19 protein-coding genes and 1 pseudogene are annotated in these 19,423 nt (G+C 58.7%); 9 read left to right on the plus strand and 11 right to left on the minus strand.

Annotated features, from left to right (window positions below; genetic code table 11):
• Positions 1–84: 84 nt before the first annotated feature.
• The 4 genes from HBN63_RS00085 to dinG form a co-directional block, all read right to left on the minus strand.
• A complete protein-coding gene (locus HBN63_RS00085) occupies positions 85–771 on the minus strand; it encodes an OmpA family protein (protein ID WP_170047951.1) in 687 nt (228 codons plus the stop codon).
• A gap of 94 nt (positions 772–865) precedes the next feature.
• Complete coding sequence (locus tag HBN63_RS00090) at positions 866–2,011, minus strand: serine hydrolase domain-containing protein (RefSeq protein WP_170048236.1); 1,146 nt, start codon at positions 2,009–2,011, stop codon at positions 866–868.
• Positions 2,012–2,127: 116 nt separating this feature from the next.
• On the minus strand, positions 2,128–4,263 hold the full coding sequence (locus HBN63_RS00095) for a beta-agarase (RefSeq protein ID WP_170047952.1): 2,136 nt from the start codon (positions 4,261–4,263) through the stop codon (positions 2,128–2,130).
• A gap of 208 nt (positions 4,264–4,471) precedes the next feature.
• Positions 4,472–6,616: an ATP-dependent DNA helicase DinG gene (gene dinG / locus HBN63_RS00100; protein WP_170047953.1), complete on the minus strand. Its 2,145-nt coding sequence runs from the start codon at positions 6,614–6,616 to the stop codon at positions 4,472–4,474.
• A gap of 192 nt (positions 6,617–6,808) precedes the next feature.
• Between dinG and HBN63_RS00105 the strand changes: the two genes are divergently transcribed.
• Positions 6,809–7,273 carry a CopD family protein gene (locus tag HBN63_RS00105; protein WP_170047954.1) on the plus strand — a complete coding sequence of 155 codons (465 nt, stop codon included), beginning with the start codon at positions 6,809–6,811 and terminating at the stop codon, positions 7,271–7,273.
• A gap of 51 nt (positions 7,274–7,324) precedes the next feature.
• On the opposite strand, the gene HBN63_RS00110 is transcribed toward HBN63_RS00105, so the two are convergent.
• From HBN63_RS00110 to HBN63_RS21780, 4 genes and pseudogenes are all read right to left on the minus strand, one after another.
• Positions 7,325–8,086 carry a collagen-like protein gene (locus tag HBN63_RS00110; RefSeq protein ID WP_170047955.1) on the minus strand — a complete coding sequence of 254 codons (762 nt, stop codon included), beginning with the start codon at positions 8,084–8,086 and terminating at the stop codon, positions 7,325–7,327.
• Positions 8,079–8,381 carry a DUF1145 domain-containing protein gene (locus HBN63_RS00115; protein ID WP_090252415.1) on the minus strand — a complete coding sequence of 101 codons (303 nt, stop codon included), beginning with the start codon at positions 8,379–8,381 and terminating at the stop codon, positions 8,079–8,081. The genes HBN63_RS00110 and HBN63_RS00115 overlap by 8 nt, the downstream gene beginning before the upstream one ends.
• 189 nt (positions 8,382–8,570) lie before the next feature.
• A complete protein-coding gene (locus HBN63_RS00120; protein WP_170047956.1) occupies positions 8,571–9,308 on the minus strand; it encodes an OmpA family protein in 738 nt (245 codons plus the stop codon).
• Between the two features lie 127 nt (positions 9,309–9,435).
• Positions 9,436–9,789, minus strand: a pseudogene (locus HBN63_RS21780) (OmpA family protein); the annotation flags it as partial.
• A 437-nt stretch (positions 9,790–10,226) separates the two neighbouring features.
• Here HBN63_RS21780 and HBN63_RS00130 point away from each other — a divergent pair.
• A complete protein-coding gene (locus tag HBN63_RS00130) occupies positions 10,227–10,724 on the plus strand; it encodes a DUF6231 family protein (RefSeq protein WP_170047957.1) in 498 nt (165 codons plus the stop codon).
• Between the two features lie 4 nt (positions 10,725–10,728).
• Entirely contained in the window at positions 10,729–11,199 is a 471-nt protein-coding gene (locus tag HBN63_RS00135) for a YchJ family protein (protein WP_170047958.1), read from the plus strand.
• A gap of 59 nt (positions 11,200–11,258) precedes the next feature.
• Here the strand turns inward: HBN63_RS00135 and HBN63_RS00140 are convergent, their stop codons facing one another.
• Positions 11,259–11,831 (minus strand): hypothetical protein, encoded by a 573-nt coding sequence (locus HBN63_RS00140; protein WP_167145138.1) that lies wholly within the window; start codon positions 11,829–11,831, stop codon positions 11,259–11,261.
• 112 nt (positions 11,832–11,943) lie between these two features.
• Here HBN63_RS00140 and HBN63_RS00145 point away from each other — a divergent pair, with 112 nt between their 5' ends.
• The 5 genes from HBN63_RS00145 (at position 11,944) to nadE (ending at position 16,972) form a co-directional block, all read left to right on the plus strand.
• On the plus strand, positions 11,944–12,435 hold the full coding sequence (locus HBN63_RS00145) for an LEA type 2 family protein (RefSeq protein ID WP_090252400.1): 492 nt from the start codon (positions 11,944–11,946) through the stop codon (positions 12,433–12,435).
• Between the two features lie 5 nt (positions 12,436–12,440).
• Positions 12,441–12,644 carry an SEC-C metal-binding domain-containing protein gene (locus tag HBN63_RS00150; RefSeq protein ID WP_160087773.1) on the plus strand — a complete coding sequence of 68 codons (204 nt, stop codon included), beginning with the start codon at positions 12,441–12,443 and terminating at the stop codon, positions 12,642–12,644.
• 7 nt (positions 12,645–12,651) lie between these two features.
• Positions 12,652–13,116 carry a DUF2489 domain-containing protein gene (locus tag HBN63_RS00155; RefSeq protein WP_170047959.1) on the plus strand — a complete coding sequence of 155 codons (465 nt, stop codon included), beginning with the start codon at positions 12,652–12,654 and terminating at the stop codon, positions 13,114–13,116.
• A gap of 128 nt (positions 13,117–13,244) precedes the next feature.
• Positions 13,245–15,782: a penicillin acylase family protein gene (locus tag HBN63_RS00160; protein WP_170047960.1), complete on the plus strand. Its 2,538-nt coding sequence runs from the start codon at positions 13,245–13,247 to the stop codon at positions 15,780–15,782.
• 362 nt (positions 15,783–16,144) lie between these two features.
• Complete coding sequence (gene nadE / locus HBN63_RS00165) at positions 16,145–16,972, plus strand: ammonia-dependent NAD(+) synthetase (protein WP_170047961.1); 828 nt, start codon at positions 16,145–16,147, stop codon at positions 16,970–16,972.
• A gap of 59 nt (positions 16,973–17,031) precedes the next feature.
• On the opposite strand, the gene dcd is transcribed toward nadE, so the two are convergent.
• Positions 17,032–17,598 carry a dCTP deaminase gene (dcd, locus tag HBN63_RS00170; RefSeq protein ID WP_090252387.1) on the minus strand — a complete coding sequence of 189 codons (567 nt, stop codon included), beginning with the start codon at positions 17,596–17,598 and terminating at the stop codon, positions 17,032–17,034.
• A 324-nt stretch (positions 17,599–17,922) separates the two neighbouring features.
• Here dcd and HBN63_RS00175 point away from each other — a divergent pair, with 324 nt between their 5' ends.
• Positions 17,923–18,132 (plus strand): cold-shock protein, encoded by a 210-nt coding sequence (locus HBN63_RS00175; protein ID WP_090498617.1) that lies wholly within the window; start codon positions 17,923–17,925, stop codon positions 18,130–18,132.
• A 108-nt stretch (positions 18,133–18,240) separates the two neighbouring features.
• Here the strand turns inward: HBN63_RS00175 and apbC are convergent, their stop codons facing one another.
• Complete coding sequence (apbC, locus tag HBN63_RS00180; protein ID WP_170047962.1) at positions 18,241–19,332, minus strand: iron-sulfur cluster carrier protein ApbC; 1,092 nt, start codon at positions 19,330–19,332, stop codon at positions 18,241–18,243.
• Positions 19,333–19,423: the final 91 nt, after the last annotated feature.

Here is a 19,423-nt window from a genome sequence, read left to right on the forward strand (position 1 = left end):
ACATCCTCTCGAACAGATGGTGCCTAGCTTACCCGCGAGCGCTCTATTTGGCTTGATCTGCGGCAACACGCCGCGACACAGCCCTTACTGGCTGCTGGCGGGCTTATCGGCCTTGGCGACAGTTTTGGCGTTTTTGTGTGCCACGGGTTTACTGGCCGCGACAGCTGGGGCGGGAGCCGCTGCCGGCTGGCTGTATTTGGCGATCAGCGCGTTCAGGGTAGCTTTCGAGGTCAGGAGAATTTCCACCCGGCGATTCAGTGCACGGCCTTGTTGGCTGTCGTTGGCGGCACGCGGCATGTCCGAGCCCAGGCCTTTGACCATTAAGCGGTTCTGCTTGAGCCCGCTAAGGCGGAAAATCGAGGTAAATGCACGGGCGCGCTGCTGGCTAAGGTCACGGTTGGCGTTTACTTCACCGCTGCTGTCAGCATGGCCGAGAATCAATACCCCGATGGTTTCATCACTTTCCAGCAACTTGGCCATGCGGCTCAGCGGGGCCAGGGTGGCTGGCAGCATCATGTGCGGACGGTCCGGGTTGAAGGAGCCCTGCACCGGCGCAGTGACCACCAGCAGATTTTCCCGACGCTCAAACTCGAAATGGGTACCTTTGATCGCTTCACGCACCTTCGGCTCGTACACATCCAACCAGGCCTGAGTCACTGCCGGCGGCGGCATTGGCACTGCTTTCGGCGCGGGCTTTTCAGATTTCTCGAAAAGGCTGCAACCGCTGATCAGTACACACAAAGCGATGGCGAGAGTTTTGTTGGCGAGCATCGGGTATCCACACGTGGTAAGCAAAAAGAAGCCGGTCAGTGGCCCGCGCGGGCGGCGGGCCATGCCATGTTGCGCAGCAGTTTAGCCGAGCTGGCTATAAACAATCAGCCAATAGACGCGCAAGTTTCTGCGCACGAGGGTCCATCAAGACGAACGGTCCTAGGTTGTTGGTGACAAACCCGAAGGCCACATCCCGCTCCGGGTCAGCAAAGCCAATGGAACCGCCGGCTCCAGGGTGACCAAAGGCGCGCGACCCCATGCCATAGGTGGCGTTGGCAACCTCGGGCTGATCCAGCATGCAGCCCAGACCGAAGCGGGTGCGGGTCAGCAGGGTCTTGTCTTCACCGACCGCGTGTTCACGGGTCAGCTCGGCCAGCAACTCGCTTTCCAGCAACTGACCATCCAGCAGACCGCTGTAGAAACCGGCCAGACTACGGGCATTACCATGGCCATTCGCCGCAGGCTGCTGCATGCGCCGCCACTCAGGCTTATTGGTACTGGTCATGATCGACGGCGGGTTGGTAAAGGCCCGCGTGCTCATGGCCGCTGGTTCGCTCATCATGGTTTTGAACAGACGCTGGGCTGCGGCGTCGCCAAAGTTGCCCTTGCCACGGGAGATGATTGCCACCCGGTCGAACTCTTCATCCGCCAGACCGACATGGAAATCCAGCCCCAAGGGCTTGGCCGTACGCGCGACGATGGACTCGCCCGGCCCGCGCCCCTCAACTCGGCGCAACACCTCACCCACCAGCCAGCCATAGGTGATCGGCGCATAACCGTGGCCCTCACCCAATGGCCACCAAGGCTGTTCAGCGGCCAGAGCCGTGGTCATCGCATGCCAGTCGTATAAAGCTTCGGCCGGCAACATCTCGCGCAAGGCAGGCAGCCCGGCCTGATGGCTGAGCAAGTGACGCAGGGTGATCTTGTCCTTGCCGGCGGCGCCGAACTCGGGCCAGTAGCGTGCGACTGGCGCATCCAGTTCCAGCTTGCCCTCGCCCACCAGTTGCAAGGCGGTGACTGCAGTAAAGGTCTTGGTACAGGAGAACAGGTTAAGGATGGTGTCGCTGTGCCAGGCCTGCTGACCCTCCTTGTCGGCAACCCCGGCCCACAGATCCACCACGGTTTCACCGCCGACCTGCACGCAGAGCGCCATACCGCGCTCCTGTGGTTCCTCGAACAGTGCCGCAAAGGCGTCTCTAAGCGCTTCGAACTTGAGGTCGAAATAACCCTTTATCTGCACCACCCTGCCCCCTTTTTATACTCGGCCAAATGTTCGGCAGATTGTTTCAGCTCTGACGCCTGCGGTGAACCCAGCACAAGGCTGGTAATCCTACTATCAGCTAGGCGAATAGCCCTTTACGGAGCCGCAGGAACTGGCGCAGTTACAGGCTTGAGCAGAGTCTTAGGCACATCGAGGTTGGCTTTGCGCACGGCTTTGACAAAACCATCCCAAGGGCGATCGGTAATGGCAACCAGGCCCAAATGACCATTCTCGCCATCCAGCAAACGCCCGGTAACCGGCTGATCGAGGTACTGGAACCAGTGCAAACCGACGATCTGCGGCTCTTCCAGGGCCTTGGCCAGGAAATGCGCATAGGCCGGGCCGCGCTCTTCTTCCTTATAAACTTCGGCAACTCCGCCCCAGAACGGCCCACGGTCACGCGAGCCGAAGTGGAACTCGGTGACCATCAGCGGCTTGTCCAGCTGGCGCAGCATGGCGAAGTCATAACCGTGCTGCGGCTCACGGGTATAGAAGTTGAAACTCAATACATCGCAGAACTCGGCGCAGGCATTCACCGCCTCGGGAATACTGCTGGCGAAACGACCACCCAGCAGCAAGTGATTGGGCGCGTGCCAATCAAGCGAGTCGGCGATGGTCTTGAAGTAGGTCTCGGCATACAGACGCAAGAATGCCTGCATGTCTTTCTCGATGGCCGGGTACTCGGCGCTTGGCAGCGGCGCCTTAAAGCCCGGATCTTCCATCAGCTCCCAGGCCGGCAGCTCGATACCCCAGGCGCGGGACAGGCCATTCTGATTGCGATACTTGTCGCGCAGCTGCTTGAGGAAGGCGCGCTTGGCCGGCACATCGGTGGTCAGGCGCAGCGTGGCGTACGCCAGGGCGTAACGGCCGTTGGGGTCATCCGCCGGGCCAGCCCAGGCCAGTTCGTTATCAGCGAAATAACCGAGCAGCCAGGGATTGTCGCGGTGATCGCGCGAAGCAATCGCCACTGCGCGCTCGGTGGCCATGGCAAAACGCGGGTCGAATGGATCAGGCATCGCGCCCCACCAATCGACGCCGGTGCTGATGGTGGCGTAATCGCCATGAATCGACAGCGGGATGCTGAACGGCATGCGGGTATCGCTGCCAAAGGCCGGCTCGCTCCAGTTCCCTAGGGTATTGAAACCCCAGGCCTGCAAACGATCCTGGCTCAGCGTACGCCAGGCCGCGGGGTCAACCTGGCCATAGCTGCGCTGCAGGTTGGCCTTGTAGAAATCGAACCAGCGCCCGCTGGCAAAAGCCCGGCCCTGGTTGGCGCCGGTGTCGCTGCGGCTGTCGGACGTGCCGAAATAGGCAGCCAGCGCCTCACCCGGTTGCGGCAAGCCGGCAAACATCGCCTCACGCCCCTCAACGTAAGTAGCGCTCTGCTGCGCGGTGACCGCATTGACGCCTAGCGAGTAGAACGGATGGCCCTCTGGCGTTACCAGATACCAACGGCCGTCGCGTTTCTCGGTGCGAAAGAAGCCGCTCGCCTCAAACGGCATCCCACCGGTCCAGCCTGCAAACTTGTCCTGCGCAGGGCGTTCAGCCAGCCAGGTATGCAATTGCTTCTGCTCCTGGGCTACAGCCTGCTGCAATTGCTCGTCGTTCTTGACCTTGCCCGGCCAATCGGCCCGTGTGTACTGGCCATAACTATCGACAATACCGGCATAGGCCGCCGCCGAAAACTTCTCAGTGCTCACGCCAAACTGGCTGATCAGAATATGTTGCGCGGCTTTCGGCTGCGGCATGGACAGGGTAACCGCGCTGACCTTGCTCAGGTCCAGCGCTCCCGTGACGGTGTCCGCCAACAGCAGCCGCTGGCCCTTGTGCGTCCAGGGCATCGGTACACCGGCGCGCATGCCGTGATCACGGGGCGACGTGGCTTGTAAGGGTATCAACAGGGTTTGCGCGGGACCGGCAGGCAGGGCAATGCGCGAACTCAGGCGTTGACCATCCGTGCTCTCGATCAGCACATCCAGGGTCAGCGCCCAATCCATGGCGTTCTGCACACGCAGGCTCATTTGAGTTTGCTGCGACCAGTCCCAGCTGCCGCCTTGCGGAGTCAGCTTCACACTCGGCTGTGCAGCGGGGTGAAAGGTCACACGGCGCAGCACCTCGCCTTGCGGCGTCGGTTCGCCAATCCGATTAGGCAGGTCAGCATCTTGCGTGGTGACCTGCACAACATCCATCGGCCGCACAAAGTTGAACAGCTCCTGCGACTCTTTCGCCATGGCTGCACCGATAAAGCCCGCGAGCGCTGATACCAGAACAGCCGTTTGCAGCCTGCGCTTACCCTTCACGAACCACACTCCCCCATTGTTTCAACCACCTTGGGCAGCAATGCCCAAGGCCAAATTCAGGTCCTGATGTTTACCAAGACGTTGTTTACGCGTCACTTGGAACCGACATGGCGTGATGAGTTGCCGAGCCAGTGAAGTGTTAACTGATTTCCCGACGAAATGGCGGCAAAGCATTAAGAATCGACTTGCCGTAGCGCTGGGTGACCACACGCCGGTCCAGCAGCGTAATAATGCCGCGATCCGCTTCGGTGCGCAGCAATCGGCCGCAGGCCTGCACCAGACGTAGCGAAGCGTCCGGAACGGCAATTTCCATAAAGGGGTTGCCACCGCGCGCTTCGATCCACTCGGCCAAGGCCGCTTCCACCGGGTCATCTGGCACGGCGAAGGGTATCTTGGCGATCACTACATGCTCGCAGTAGGCACCCGGCAGATCGACACCTTCGGCAAAGCTGGCCAGGCCAAACAGTACGCTTTCCTCACCGCTGTCGACCCGCGCCTTGTGCTTATTCAAAGTTTCCTGCTTGGACAGGTTGCCCTGGATAAATACCCGCTTGCGCCAGTCGCGCTCCAGGCCGTCGAAGACTTCCTGCATCTGCTTGCGCGACGAAAACAGCACCAGGGTGCCACGAGAACCCTCAACCAGGCCGGGCAACTCGCGGATAATCGCCGCCGTGTGAGCCACCGCATCACGCGGATCGGCGTTCAGATTGGGTACCCGCAGCACACCGGCGTCGGCGTGATGGAACGGGCTCGGCACCACGGTGGTAACTGCCACTTTCGGCAGGCCGGCGCGCATGCGGTAGCGATCAAAGGTGCCCAACGCCGTCAAGGTGGCCGAAGTCACTAGGGCGCCATAGGCGACATTCCACAGATTACGTCGCAGGGTTTCCGCCGCCAGGATCGGGCTGGCGTTAACCTCGATATCAAACAGTGCACCGCTATCGGCCAGGGTCAGCCAACGCGCCATGGGCGGGCTTTCCTCCGGGTCTTCAGCGGTAAAGGCCAGCCACAGCTCCCAATTGCCCTTGGCCCGCGCCAGCAGGCTGCCGAACAGCGGGTACCATTCCTCGGCCTGGTGACTGGCGATACCGACAGAGCCCTCACCATCCATGGCCTCCTTGAGCTGTTCTGTTACGCCAGTGAACAGATCATTGAGCTTGGAAAAACCCTTTTTCAGCTCCAGGCCCAGCTCGGTCAAGTGCTCCGGCACCACCCCGCCGATAAAGCGATGGCGCGGCCGCTCGCGGCCCTGCATATCCTCGCCCGGTTTGAAGTCGGCCACCTGCTCACAGGCGGCGAACATAAATTGCTGCTGGGTTTTAAGCTCCCGCGCCAATTCCGGCACCTGCTCGATCAGCCTACCTAGATCCCCGGGCAGCGGGTTCTGCGCCAGCAACTTGGTCAGATTCTTGTCGATCTGGATCAGCCAATCGGCAGTCGAACGCAAACGGGTAAAGTGGGCGAAATGGCCAATGGCTTTATCAGGCAGGTGATGGCCTTCGTCGAACACGTAAAGGGTGTCGCGCGGGTCCGGCAGCACCGCCCCGCCGCCGAGGGCCAGATCGGCCAGGACCATGTCATGGTTGGTGACGATGACGTCGACCTTACCCATGCCCTCGCGTGCCTTGTAGAAGGCGCATTGTTGAAAGTTCGGACAATGGCGGTTGGTGCATTGGCTGTGATCTGTGGTCAGTTGCGACCAGCGCGTGTCTTCCAGCTCTTCCGGCCAGCTGTCACGGTCGCCATCCCATTTATTGCCGGCGAGTTTTTCGATCATCGTGGTGAAGAGCTTCTGGCTCTGCTCATCCACATCGATCTTGAAGCCTTCTTCCTCGAACAACTGGGCGGTGGCGCTCTGCGCCTGGCCTTCCTGCAGCAGAATATCCAGCTTGGATAGACACAGATAACGGCCTCGACCCTTGGCCAGGGCGAAGCTGAAATTCAGCCCGCTATTGCGCATCAGATCAGGCAGATCCTTGTGCACGATCTGCTCTTGCAGGGCCACGGTGGCCGTGGCGATCACCAAGCGCTTGCACGCCGCCTTGGCAGTGGGAATCGCCGCCAGGCTGTATGCCACGGTCTTGCCCGTACCGGTGCCGGCCTCAACCGCGACCACCGCGGGATCACCCAGGCGCCGGCCTTCGTCGTCAGTCTTGATCGCACCCAGCACCTTGGCGATTTCAGCAATCATCAGGCGCTGGCCGTAACGCGGTTTGAGCGACTTGGCTTCGAGAAAACGGGAATAGGCGCCCTGGATCTGGGACTTGAGTTCGGTACTGAGCATGGGATCTTGGCGCGAAAAGGCTGGATAAATTTTCAGTGTTTGTAATCGGCGGCTATCATAGCGCGCTAATCGATCCAGCGCTGAATCGCTTAGGCCCTGTTTACGAACTCGCGAGCGAGAGCCTGTATCTATCGCTGCAGGGCCGACGCGCCGCAGATCGCAAATAGCGCCTCAACCAACAGGAGTGCTTGCATGACCCCATACGCTTTCGTCTACAGCCTGCATCTGCTCGCAGCCCTAATCTGGGTGGGCGGTATGTTCTTCGCGTGGATGATCCTGCGCCCAGCCGCAGTCGCCGCCCTGGAAGCCCCACCGCGCCTGAAACTCTGGCTGGAGGTCTTCCCACGGTTTTTCTACTGGGTATGGGCGGCAGTGATTGTGCTGCCGGTCACTGGTGTAGGCATGCTGCACCTGCGCTTCAGCGGCTTCGATACCGCACCGCGCTACGTGCACATCATGATGGGGCTGTATATCGCCATGCTGGCGCTGTTTCTGCGGATTCAGGCACTGCAACTGCCTGAGTTACGCCGCTCCGTGGCGGCAGAGGATTGGCCGAATGGTGGCGCCGTGCTTGGGCGTATTCGACGACTGGTTGGTATCAACTTGTTGCTGGGATTGTTGGTGGTAACAATCGCGGGCCTGCGCCCTTCGCTCTAAACCTGCTTACGCAGCCGCTGCTTTCGGGCAGCGGCTGGCCCTCAAAGCAGCTTAGAACTGCACGATATTCAGCGCACCTGCAGGGCCTGGCTCACCAGCCCGCCCTGCTTGCCCTGGCTTGCCGTCGCGAGCGCCATCGGTGCTGTACAACCAGCAACCCTTGCTCACGCCGCCTTGACCGCCTGCACCAGGCGCGCCCGGCTGACCGCCACTGCCGCCATCCAAACGCACCTGTACCTGCTCAACAGGGAAATCCTGTGGCACCTCCAAGCGCACCTGCGCACCGGCAGCACCCGGCTGTCCGTCGCCCCCATTCAAACCATCATGACCGCGACTGGCTTCACCCCAGGTGCAGCCACCTGGCTTGCCATCAGCACCAGCTAGACCTGCATAGCCTGGCGCACCTGTGCCGCCGCGGGCATCCAGCACTAAATTTTCCAGGGTAACGGCCTGCAGTCGCAGACTCAGGTTGCGTCCCGGCAACGCCGGCTTTTCAGCACTGCCGCGTGCGCCACGCGCGCTGATCTGTGCGCCACTGGCAATATCGGCGGTTTCAATTTCAAGGCGCAACACCTGATCACCAGGGGCAATCGCCAGCCGCGCGTCACGCCCCAGGTGCAGCTGTGCGACACGAATTTCGGTCAAGCCGGATGGAATCAGCAAGGTGCCATTATCGGCAATCACCAAACGGTCTAACAGCAACACGCTGGTAGTGCTGGGTAGACGCATAACCGCATGGGAATCAACTTCAATCACCGCCTGGGCTAATGCCAGCGGACTGAACAGCGCAGCGAGGACGATGAGCTTACGCATTTTCGGCCTCCATCTGCTGCGCTGGCTCAGGCTCGGCTACTGGCTCAGCGGGCAGCCCAAGCAACTGAAACACGCCGAACAGCATGACGTGCACACGCTCGTGAGCCGGTTTGGGGCAAGCGGCGATGCGCTTGCTAAAAAACCACAGTTCAAGGGCATGGATCAGCAGAATAAAAGCCCCAGCGCCGTTCAACAGAAGCGCAAAGGGTTGTGCAAAGGGCTGCAGCAGGTTTGCCAGTACAACACCCCAGAATAATGCCGTCAGCACCTTACCCAACGTCAGAAATACCTTCATATCCGCCCCCGGCAGTTTTTTATTTCGCTGCACCTTATCTGCTTTGGGAGTGAGCTGCCAGAAGACCAGTAAAAACCATGGGGAACGAATACCTTCACAGCTTTTACTGGTTTAAAACTACGCTTCGCTATTAGGCCGTTGCGAACATAGCAGATGGCTTCGCAACGGCTTGACAGCGCATCACGTCGGTTACGGCTGCGCTTCAACCTCCGCCTCAACACGACGATTAATTGCACGCCCGGAGTCAGTATCGTTATCCGCTACCGGTCGCGATTCACCATAGCCGACCGACGAAACCCTGCTGCTTTCGATACCATGTTGATTGACCAGTACATCACGCACAGCATTCGCCCGCCGCTCGGAAAGTCCCTGGTTGTATGCATCACTGCCTACCGCATCGGTATGCCCTTCAACAGTCGTGGTGGTTTGCGGGTACTGCTTCATGAAGTCAGCAAGACTTTTGATATCGGCCTGGCTGTCTTCTTTAACATCGGACTTGTTGAAATCGAACTTAACATCCAGCTCTACCCGAACCGACTCCACCATTTCAATGGACTCAGGCTCTGCTTCGGCAGGCGTACCGGCATATTCCTTGAACGGGCAGCCGTTATGGTGAACCGGTGTATTAGGCGGGGTTCCTGGGCAACGGTCACGACGGTCAAACACGCCGTCGTCGTCTTCATCACCATCCTGGGCGTAACAAATCAGCGTGCCAATGACCGCACCGGCCACCGCCCCACCTGCTGCCCACGTAGAACTTTCGATTGCGCCCAGACCTGCACCGGTCAGACCGCCAATCGCACTGCACAGGGGCCAGTTCCCTTGGTTGAGCGGCGCATCTCCCGTACTGGAAGTTGTGACGCAACCTGAAAGAACACTGCTGACCAAGAGAATGGGGGCTAGCCCCATGATGGATCTAACTCTCATGGTAGGAATCTCCTGTAATACCGGCTACTGCCGGTAACTTAGGAGTAAAGACCTACCCTGGAAGCTAAACAAGCCAGACCCCTAGAGGGCCTGGCTTGTTTTCTTCAGAACGTCTGGAGTCAGACGATCAAGGACGAGCTTCTACTTCAGCTTCTACGCGGCGGTTCACGGCACGACCATCAGCGCTGGCGTTGTCCGCAACCGGACGAGTTTCGCCATAGCCCACAGCGTTAACGCGATCGCTGCCTACGCCGTACTGGTTAACCAGTACATCACGCACCGCATTGGCACGACGCTCGGACAGGGTCTGGTTGTATGCGTCGCTACCGACGGAGTCGGTATGACCTTCAACCACGGTGGTGGTTTGTGGGTATTGAGTGAGGAAGTCAGCCAGGTTTTTGATGTCACCGTAGCTTTCTGGTTTGACCTGAGCCTTGTCGAAGTCGAACTTGACGTCCAGCTCTACACGTACGGCTTCAGCTGGTTCAGCAACGACAACTTCTTCAACCACTTCTTCAACCACAACAACCTGCTCATCGCTGGCGCCATGCACCCAGCAATATGCAGCTGCCATGCCGGCACCTACGACGGCACCACCACCGGCCCACGAGGAGCTTTCAATAGCGCCCAGAGCAGCACCACCTACACCGCCGATTGCGGCACAGGTTGGCCAATCCGTTTTTTGTAGCCCGGCACAACCGGTCAAAAAGGTACTCGCGACAATCAGGGGTAATGCTTTCCTGGTGATGCTCATATATACGTCTCCTATTGGTAAATCGGCAAAAACCGATACTGACGAAGTAAAGACGCCAGCAACAAAATATGCCAGAGAATATGCAAACACATTACTAGCACGATCCGCACTAGGCCGCATTACTGCAGCACGTTAGTCTTTGCACACTTGAGCGAGGAGCCGTTATGCCTGCAACCCCGTCCACCCGAACACCCCAGCAAGCCCTTGCCGCCCTGTTGGCACGCTACACGCCAGAACGCCTGTTGGTAGTCGGTAGCCGAAAACTACCTGCCATTGATGCATTTATTCAGGCTCATCCAAGTTGCCACTTGGTACACGCGGATGCAGGCGTTCTATCCAATGAAGTAGCCGCCCAACGTTTCGATCTGGCGCTGATTGTCGACTGCCTTGAACACCTGCCAAAACGTACCGGGCTGGAGCTGCTTGGGGGAATTCGCAACCTGAATGCCAGCCGAATGGCTGTGCTGGTCGATCTGCAGGCCTGTGAGTGGCAAGAAACCGACTTCTTTGCCTTGGCTCTTCAGGCTAGTGAACGTTTCCAGCGCGATGAGCAGACGCTCAATCTATTCACCTACGACCTGCTGGAATACAAGCAAGTACCTGACTGGCTGAACGCCAAGTTCTGGGCCAACCCGGAGAATTTTGGCAAGTACTGGTGGTAAAGCCATGAGCAGCACACCTTGCCCATGCGGCAGCGACAAACCGCTGGCATCCTGCTGCGGTCGTTATCACGCAGGCATACCAGCCCCTAGCGCAGAAGCGTTGATGCGCTCACGCTATAGCGCCTACGCCCTGGGACTGATCGATTATCTGGTGCGCAGCACACTTGCTGCCCAGCAAGCTGGCCTCGACCGTGACGCCATCTTGGCCTGGAGCCTGGGCAGCACCTGGCTCGGGCTTGAGGTTGAAGAAGCGCAGCTGATCGAAGGCGAACCGCAGCACGCCTACGTCACCTTTACCGCGCACTGGCGTGATGAAAGCGGCACACACAACCACCGCGAACGCTCGGCATTTGTGTGCAATAACGGCCACTGGTATTTCATTGACCCTACAGTTGAGCTGAAACTTGGCCGCAACGATACTTGCCCGTGCGCCAGTGGACTGAAATTCAAGAAGTGCTGTGCGAGTTATTTCTGATCACTGATACCCAGTGTTTAGCCGAGAGCCTCCTCCTGGGACTCTCAGCGCATAGCAGGCTAATCCTGCAGTTTCAGATGAGAAATATCCGGTGGTGGTCCGGCTGGGGCTTTTTTAGCCTCACCCATGTCACTGCCGGGCGGCGCCAAGCTGAACTGCGACAGGTCTAGGGCTGGCGCCTGCACCTGCGGTTTGCCGTCCTGAACGTCGTCGCCCAGTGGCGCAATGCCAAAATCCGGAGCATCAACTTCGCTAAATGCGGCCATGTACTCATCTCGCGGCGCGACCTTCAGGCGCCCAGCAGGCTGGCCACTTCCCGCCTGCACTGATGCAGCAGCCGGAGACACAACCGGCGTGACGGCCATCGCCGGCGGCGCAGTCAACTCGATTTCCTCGATCTCATCATCTAGGCAAGCCACTTCAGCCACGGCGCCCGCCCGCTCCAGGGTCGAGCGGTATTTTTCCGCACCCGCAGCATCCAAGTTGCTTTTGATCACGATCCGTCGCCCCGAGAACAGCAACGCCAGGCGCTGTTCATCCGCTTGAAACAGCTTGGCCAGGTTGGCCTTCACCAGTTCCAACTGGGCACCCGGAACCAGCTGCGCACTGAAGGCAATTTCGTAGCGAGCCATGGTCATACTCCTGTCCTATTCGTTGCTCAGTATGGCGCAGGTTTTTTTACCGTCACAACAGGTGGCAGCCAAGCACTTGCTTGTTACACTGATACGTCATTCGGAGTATGCAATGTTTTATCAGGCGCAAACGATAAGAATTCTCAGCCTATTGATGTTTTTTGGCCTTCTGTCAGGCCTTAGCGGATGCTCCTCTCCAGGCGATCTGAAGTCGCCCGAAGTACGCCTCGTTAAAGTCGACGTCGTTAAAGCCAAGCTGTTGGAGCAGCATTTCACGCTGCGCTTTCGCATCGATAACCCCAATAATTTCAGCCTGCCTGTCCGCGGGATGGACTATTTGGTGCATCTGAATCAGGTAAAACTGGCTGAAGGCGAATCGAGCGTTTCTTTTACAGTTCCGGCCCATGGCCACCACAACTTTTCCATACCGGTGCGCACCAACCTTTGGCGCCACCTGCGACAGATCGTCAAGGCCCTGGATAAACCGGACCAGCCCATCCCTTACCGCCTTCAAGGTGCAGTAAAAACCGGCTGGCTTTTCGGACAGAGCGTGCACATGTCGCGCAATGGCGAGATAATTCCCGGCGATTACATCCCGGAGTAACTCGCATGACCCAGCAAGAACACGTCCACGGCCCTGACTGCAACCACGACCACGATCACGCACACAGCCATGATCACGGCCACGTGCATGGCCCGCACTGCAACCACGGCCACCAGGAACCTGCGCGCAACGCCTTGAAAGACGTTGGCCGCAACGACCCATGCCCATGCGGTAGCGAAAAGAAATTCAAGAAATGCCACGGCGCATAAGCCTGTGATGAACAACCTCACGCTGCTTGTCCTGCTTGGCAGTGCTGTATTGATTGCCGCGCTCGCGCTCTACGCCCTGCATCTGTGGCGGCGGGTCTGGGCCCAGGAAAAAATCCAGACTCAGGCACTCAATACACAGCGCGAACGCATCGGTGGTGATCTGCGCATCCTTGCCAGCAGCTTACTTGAGGGTCAGCTTCCGCTGATTGAAGGTGCTATTCGGATCAAGGTATTGCTGGATAACTACGACAGCAGCCTCAGTCAGGACCCGCGCTGTGAGGTTTTTCACTTGCTGTTCACCGCCACCGCCCAGGTGCCGACCCACGCCGACTGGAAAGCGCTTGAAAGAAGCGTACGCCGTCAGTATGAGCAACGTTTCAGTGAGCTTGAGTTGCAGCACAAGGCCGCCGCCCGCGCCGCCGCTCGTTGGCTGCTTGATGAGGCTTTACCGCCGTTGCGGCAAAGCGCCTGACTCACTCGCCATGCGCCTTGTCAGGTGCATGGCGGCTGGCTAACTTAGTACCTCCTCACCTGCGCGCTTACGCTTTTGGAAAGCGCACACCCCAACCGACCGTTTTCCATCCGCAAGGAGCCTGCTGCATGCTAGCGCGCGCGTTACGCCCCATGGCCCATCTAAGTCTCGCCGCCTTACTGACGGCCGTCGTCGCGCTTACGGGCTGTCAGTCATTTCTGAACAGCCGCTACAGCGACAGCGTGCACCCGGATCAGGGCATCGTGCGGGTCAAGGGCCTGGCGCAAAGCGTGGTGATTCGCCGCAATCCGCTGGGTATGCCACTAATCGAAACCACCACCTTTCATGACGCGTTGTTCGCCTTGGGCTACGTGCACGCTAGCGATCGGCTTAGCCAAATGGTTGGCCTACGGCTGATGGCTGAAGGCCGGCTGGCAGAGATGGCCGGCCCAGGCGTGCTGGAAATGGACCGTTTCATGCGCGCGGTTAACCTGAAAAAAAGCGCTGAAGTGCTCTACAGCAACGCCTCGCCTCGGATTAAAAAATTCTTCGAGGTCTATGCCCGCGGGGTCAACGCCTACCTCTTCCGCTACCGCGACAAGCTGCCAATGGACCTGGCCGAGTCTGGCTACCGCCCGGCGTACTGGAAGGCTGAAGACTCGGTACTGGTGTTCTGCCTCCTGAATTTCGGCCTAGCAGTCAACCTGCAGGAAGAAATAGCCTCTTTGGTACTGGCGCAGAAGGTCGGGAGCGAGCAGCTTGCCTGGCTGCTGCCAACCTACCCCGATGAGCCGTTACCCTTGGAAGAAGCAGCCAAACTCAAAGGACTCGACCTCAACGGTCAACTGGCGGGCTTGAGTGATGTCAGCGCCGCTGTCAGCCAGTTTGCTGACGCTCATATGCTCGGTGTGGCTGCCTCCAATAATTGGGCCTTTGCCCCGCAACGTACGCGCAGCGGCAAAAGCCTGTTGGCCAACGATACCCACCTACCGCTATCGATGCCGTCCGTGTGGAATTTCGTACAAATTCGCTCACCCAAATACCAGGCAGCGGGCGTGTCGATTGCAGGCGTACCGGCGGTGGTCGCTGGCTTCAACGGCAAACTGGGCTGGGGCATGACCATGGTCATGGGCGACAACCAGGACCTGTTCCTTGAGCAGGTCAAGCAGCAAGGTGGCCGCCTGCACTACCTAGCCGACGGCAAATGGCTACCGGCGCAGGAACGCCAGGAAACCTTCTTTATCAAAGGTGAGCGGCCGATTCGCGAAACCATTTTCGAAACCCGCCACGGCCCGCTGCTGAACTCGGTACTGGGCGAACGCAAACACATGCTGCAACCCATGCAGCTGAACAGTCGCTACGGTTTGGCCCTGAAAACTACGCAGTTTGAAGCTGACAAGACCTTGGACGCTTTCTTCGACCTGTCGCGAGCGCAATCAGTCGAGCAAGCCTTCGAGGCCACCCGTGAAGTACGCGCCATGCCATTGAACATTGTCTTCGCCGATGCGCAGCATATCGGCTGGCAAGTTACCGGGCGCTTCCCCAACCGCCGCTCAGGGCTGGGCCTGATGCCCTCCCCCGGCTGGGACAGCCAGTATGACTGGGACGGCTTCGCCGACCCGATGCTGCACCCCTACGATCAGGACCCGCCAGATGGCTGGCTAGGCACCGCCAACCACCGCACTGTACCGCGCGGTTATGGCATGCAGCTGTCCAACTCCTGGTTCTACCCGGAACGCGCCGAACGTATCGCCGCGCTGGCGGCAACGGGCAGGCATGACACCCAAAGCATGATTGCCATGCAATACGACCAGACCTCGCCTTTTGTCGCCAAACTGCAAAATATGTTCAGCGCACCGGGTATGGCGGAAGGCCTGAAAGCCGCCATCGATGCATTACCCGCCATCGAACGCAGCAAGGCACGCGAAGCGCATGACCGATTGATGAAGTTTGACGGCAAAATGGCCGCAACATCAGCGGACGCCGCGCTCTACAGTGCGTTCCTCCACCAGAGCGCACGGGAGACCTTCCTCGACGAGCTCGGCCCCGACAGCACGCCGGCCTGGAAAGCCCTGGTCGATACCGCTAATAACTCCTACTCCGCTCAGGCCGATCATTTGCTCGGCCGCGAAGACAGCCCGTTCTGGAATGACACCCGCACGGCGCAGCGCGAAGATAAACCAACCATCTTGGCACGCAGCCTGGCCGGCGCCGTCACCCAGCTGGAAACCAAATTGGGCAGTGAGCGCAGCGCTTGGCAGTGGGGCAAGTTGCATACCTACAACTGGACCACCGAAACCAGCCAACTGGCGCAATACATGAGCTCCAGCCAACGCACCAGCATCAACGCCATCAAAGGCTACCTGGATCGCGGCCCCTATCCTGCGGGCGGTGACCACGGCACACTCAATGTGGCGGCTTACAACTGGGGCGAGAACTTCGATACCTGGCTAATTCCAGCTATGCGCATCGTCGTCGACTTCGGCCGCGAAGAGCCCCTGATTGGCCTTAACAGCTCCGGACAATCCGGCAACCCGGCCAGCAAGCATTACGCAGACGGCATCGACGCCTGGCTTAAGGGCAGCTACATGAGCTTCCCGTTCCAATCGCAGAATCTCGACAAGGTCTATGGCAATAAACGTTTACTGCTGATGCCTGCAAATTGAAGCTCACCAGCGGCCGACTACCGTTCGTCGGCCGCCACTGAACCAATTCTGCGGCATACCACTCTGATCAAGTGGACTTACTCCATAGATCATCATCGTTTTAGGGCGCTTTTTAGCGCCCTTTCTTTTGCCCGCGATTCAGTGCAACGCCTGCGCAGCCCTCTCTCATACCGTTTTCGATCACGACTGAGCATTTTCCTTCGACAGGCTCTACGCCTTAAAGTCATGCAGCTCTAGCGTGCACTTCACAGCCGGTTCAACGTAAGCTTTGTCATTACGCTAACGCTTGATGCGTTACCGCCAGCATTTCTGCTGCGCAACCTGCATAAGCCACTTGTTCTGCTCCCAGTGAGGACTTTGAAATGAGCAACCGCCAAGCCGAAATCGCTGCGGCACTTGATGTTGTGCCGCCCTTTGCCGACTCCGCCGCACTGGTGGCGCAAATCGAAAAGCGCAAGGCGTTCATCAAGCAATGCCTGCGCAACTCGGGCCTCAAGGTGCTGGTATTGGGTATCAGCGGCGGCGTTGACTCGTTGACCGCCGGCCGCCTGGCACAGCTGTCTGTGGAAGAGCTTCGGGCAGAAACCGGTGATCAGACCTATCGCTTTATCGCCGTGCGCCTCCCTCACGGCACCCAGCACGATGAACAAGACGCCCAGGACTCACTGAAATTCATTCGAGCTGATGAAGAAGACACGGTGAATATCGCAGACAGCGTATCGGGTCTTGGCGAGCAGGTGACTCATCTGCAGAAGCTCAGTGATGCACGCCGCGACTTCGTTACCGGCAATATCAAGGCGCGCATCCGCATGGTTGCGCAGTTTGCCATTGCCAACGCCAACAACGGCCTGGTCATTGGCACTGACCACGCTGCTGAAGCGGTGATGGGCTTTTTCACCAAGTTCGGCGACGGAGCCTGCGACCTCGCGCCACTGTCGGGCCTGGTTAAAGGTCAGGTGCGCGCCATCGCCAAGCACCTAGGCGCACCGGAAAACCTAGTATTTAAAGTACCGACAGCAGACTTGGAAGAACTGCGTCCCGGCAAGCCGGACGAAGAAGCGCATGGCGTCACCTACAGCGAAATTGACGCTTTCCTGCACGGCCAGACAGTTCGCGACGAGGCATACGCCATCATCGTGCGCACCTATGATGCCACTCGCCATAAGCGCGAACTGCCACTGGTTCCCTGAGTTTCCGATACACATGAAAAAGCCGGGCATTGCCCGGCTTTTCTCGTTCCATCAATCGCTTAGGCTCTAGGCAGGGTTACACCCAGCTGCCCTTGGTACTTACCGCCGCGATCCTTATAGGACACTTCGCAAGGCTCATCGGACTGCAGGAAAAGCATCTGTGCCACACCTTCGTTGGCATAGATCTTCGCTGGCAAAGTGGTGGTGTTGGAGAACTCCAAGGTCACATGACCTTCCCACTCTGGCTCCAACGGGGTGACGTTGACGATGATGCCGCAGCGCGCATACGTGCTCTTGCCCAGGCAGATGGTCAGTACATCACGCGGAATACGGAAGAATTCAACGGTGCGAGCCAATGCGAACGAGTTAGGCGGAATGATGCAAACATCGCTTTTCACATCGACAAAGCTCTTTTCGTCGAAGTTCTTCGGGTCGACAGTTGCCGAATTGATGTTGGTAAACACCTTGAACTCATCGGCGCAGCGTACATCGTAGCCATAGCTGGAAACGCCATAGGAAATCAGCGGCTGGGCACCTTCAGCGCGCACTTGGCGCTCAACAAAGGGCTCAATCATGCCGTGCTCTAGCGCCATGCGGCGAATCCACTTATCCGATTTGATGCTCATGGCGGCTGTCCTGCTGTAGCGAAGGGTGAAAAGTGCACGCATCTTACCGGGGCAGGCGGTAGGGTTCAAAGGCTCTTGAGCAAGCACGGGGCGCAATAACGGTAAACCGTCTATCTGTCGCCAAATAACAGAAAGATGCACAGAGCATTCGCGCTTAGCGTTAAAAGCGAGTATGGTTGGCCTACTGTGCTGCATGTGTCACCGCGAATCGCTACTTGATGCCTAGATTTCGATCCAAACATCGTCCGACTCCTAGTACTCGTTGCACTCAGTCCCGGCCTGGGCTTTTCCAGGGCTGTTAATAAATTTGTTAGGAGACATAACATGTCGAATCGTCAGAATGGCACCGTCAAGTGGTTCAACGATGAAAAAGGCTACGGCTTCATCACCCCACAGTCCGGTGACGACCTCTTCGTACACTTCAAAGCTATCCAGAGCGATGGCTTCAAGAGCCTGAAAGAAGGCCAGCAAGTGACTTTCGTGGCCACCCGTGGTCAGAAAGGCATGCAAGCTGAGGAAGTTCAGGTTGTATAACCTGCACTAACCCGCTTGAGAAAAAGCCCCGCCTAGTGCGGGGCTTTTTTATGGGCGCTTATTTATCTGTGAGCAGCATGTGGCGCACGTGCGTGCGCCACACCCCAATCAGTCTTCACTGATCACGATGGTTGGCATTGCCTGCTGCACACCACCCTGAGCAATGCGCGCACCAACGTTGCGTGCGGTTTCCTGGTAGATCATCGCGATCTGGCTTTCCGGATCGGCGATGGTAGTTGGCTTACCGCCATCGGATTGCATGCGAATGGCCATCGACAGCGGCAGCGAGGCCAGCAGGTCGACGCCAAACTGCGCCGCCAGTTTCTCACCGCCGCCTTCGCCGAACAAATGCTCGGCATGCCCGCAGTTCGAGCAGATATGCACGGCCATATTTTCCACCACACCGAGCACCGGGATATTCACTTTACGGAACATCTCCACGCCCTTCTTGGCATCCAGCAGCGCCAGATCCTGAGGCGTAGTGACGATCACCGCACCAGCCACCGGCACCTTCTGCGCCAAAGTCAGCTGGATATCGCCGGTACCTGGCGGCATATCGACCACCAGGTAATCCAGGTCATCCCAGGCGGTCTGGGTGATCAACTGCAGCAGCGCGCCAGACACCATTGGCCCACGCCAGACCACCGGAGTGTTTTCGTCGGTGAGAAAAGCCATGGACATCACTTCCACGCCATGCGCCTTGAGCGGCACAAACCACTTCTGATCCTTCACCTGCGGCCGCGTGCCTTCCGGAATACCGAACATGATGCCCTGGCTCGGCCCATAGATATCCGCATCGAGAATGCCGACCTTGGCCCCTTCACGGGCCAGCGCCAGCGCCAGGTTGGCCGCGGTGGTGGACTTGCCCACCCCGCCCTTGCCAGACGCCACAGCAATCACGTTCTTCACATTGGCCAGCGCCGGCACCTGATCCTGCGCTTTGTGCGCTTCGATCACGCAGTCGACCTGCACCTGCGCCCGCTCAACACCGTCGAGGTTTTCCAGAGCCATCTGCAGCATCTGCGCCCAGCCGCTTTTGAACAGCCCAGCCGCGTAGCCCAACTGCAGACGCACCTTGACCTGGCCACCCTGGATATCCACCTCACGCAGGCAGCCGGCGCTAACCGGGTCCTGATTCAAGTGCGGATCGGTGTATTGGGACAGGGCGGCTTCGACCGCTGCGCGGGTAACGACACTCATGGAAGGCTCCGAAAGGCTGAGTAAAGCAGGCGGACATATTACCCCAGGCTACCCCATAGGCGCGCACCGGCAGGCATTGCCCGCGCAAGGA

Source organism: Pseudomonas sp. WS 5011 (genome assembly GCF_012985775.1).
Taxonomy (GTDB): Bacteria; Pseudomonadota; Gammaproteobacteria; order Pseudomonadales; family Pseudomonadaceae; genus Aquipseudomonas; species Aquipseudomonas peli.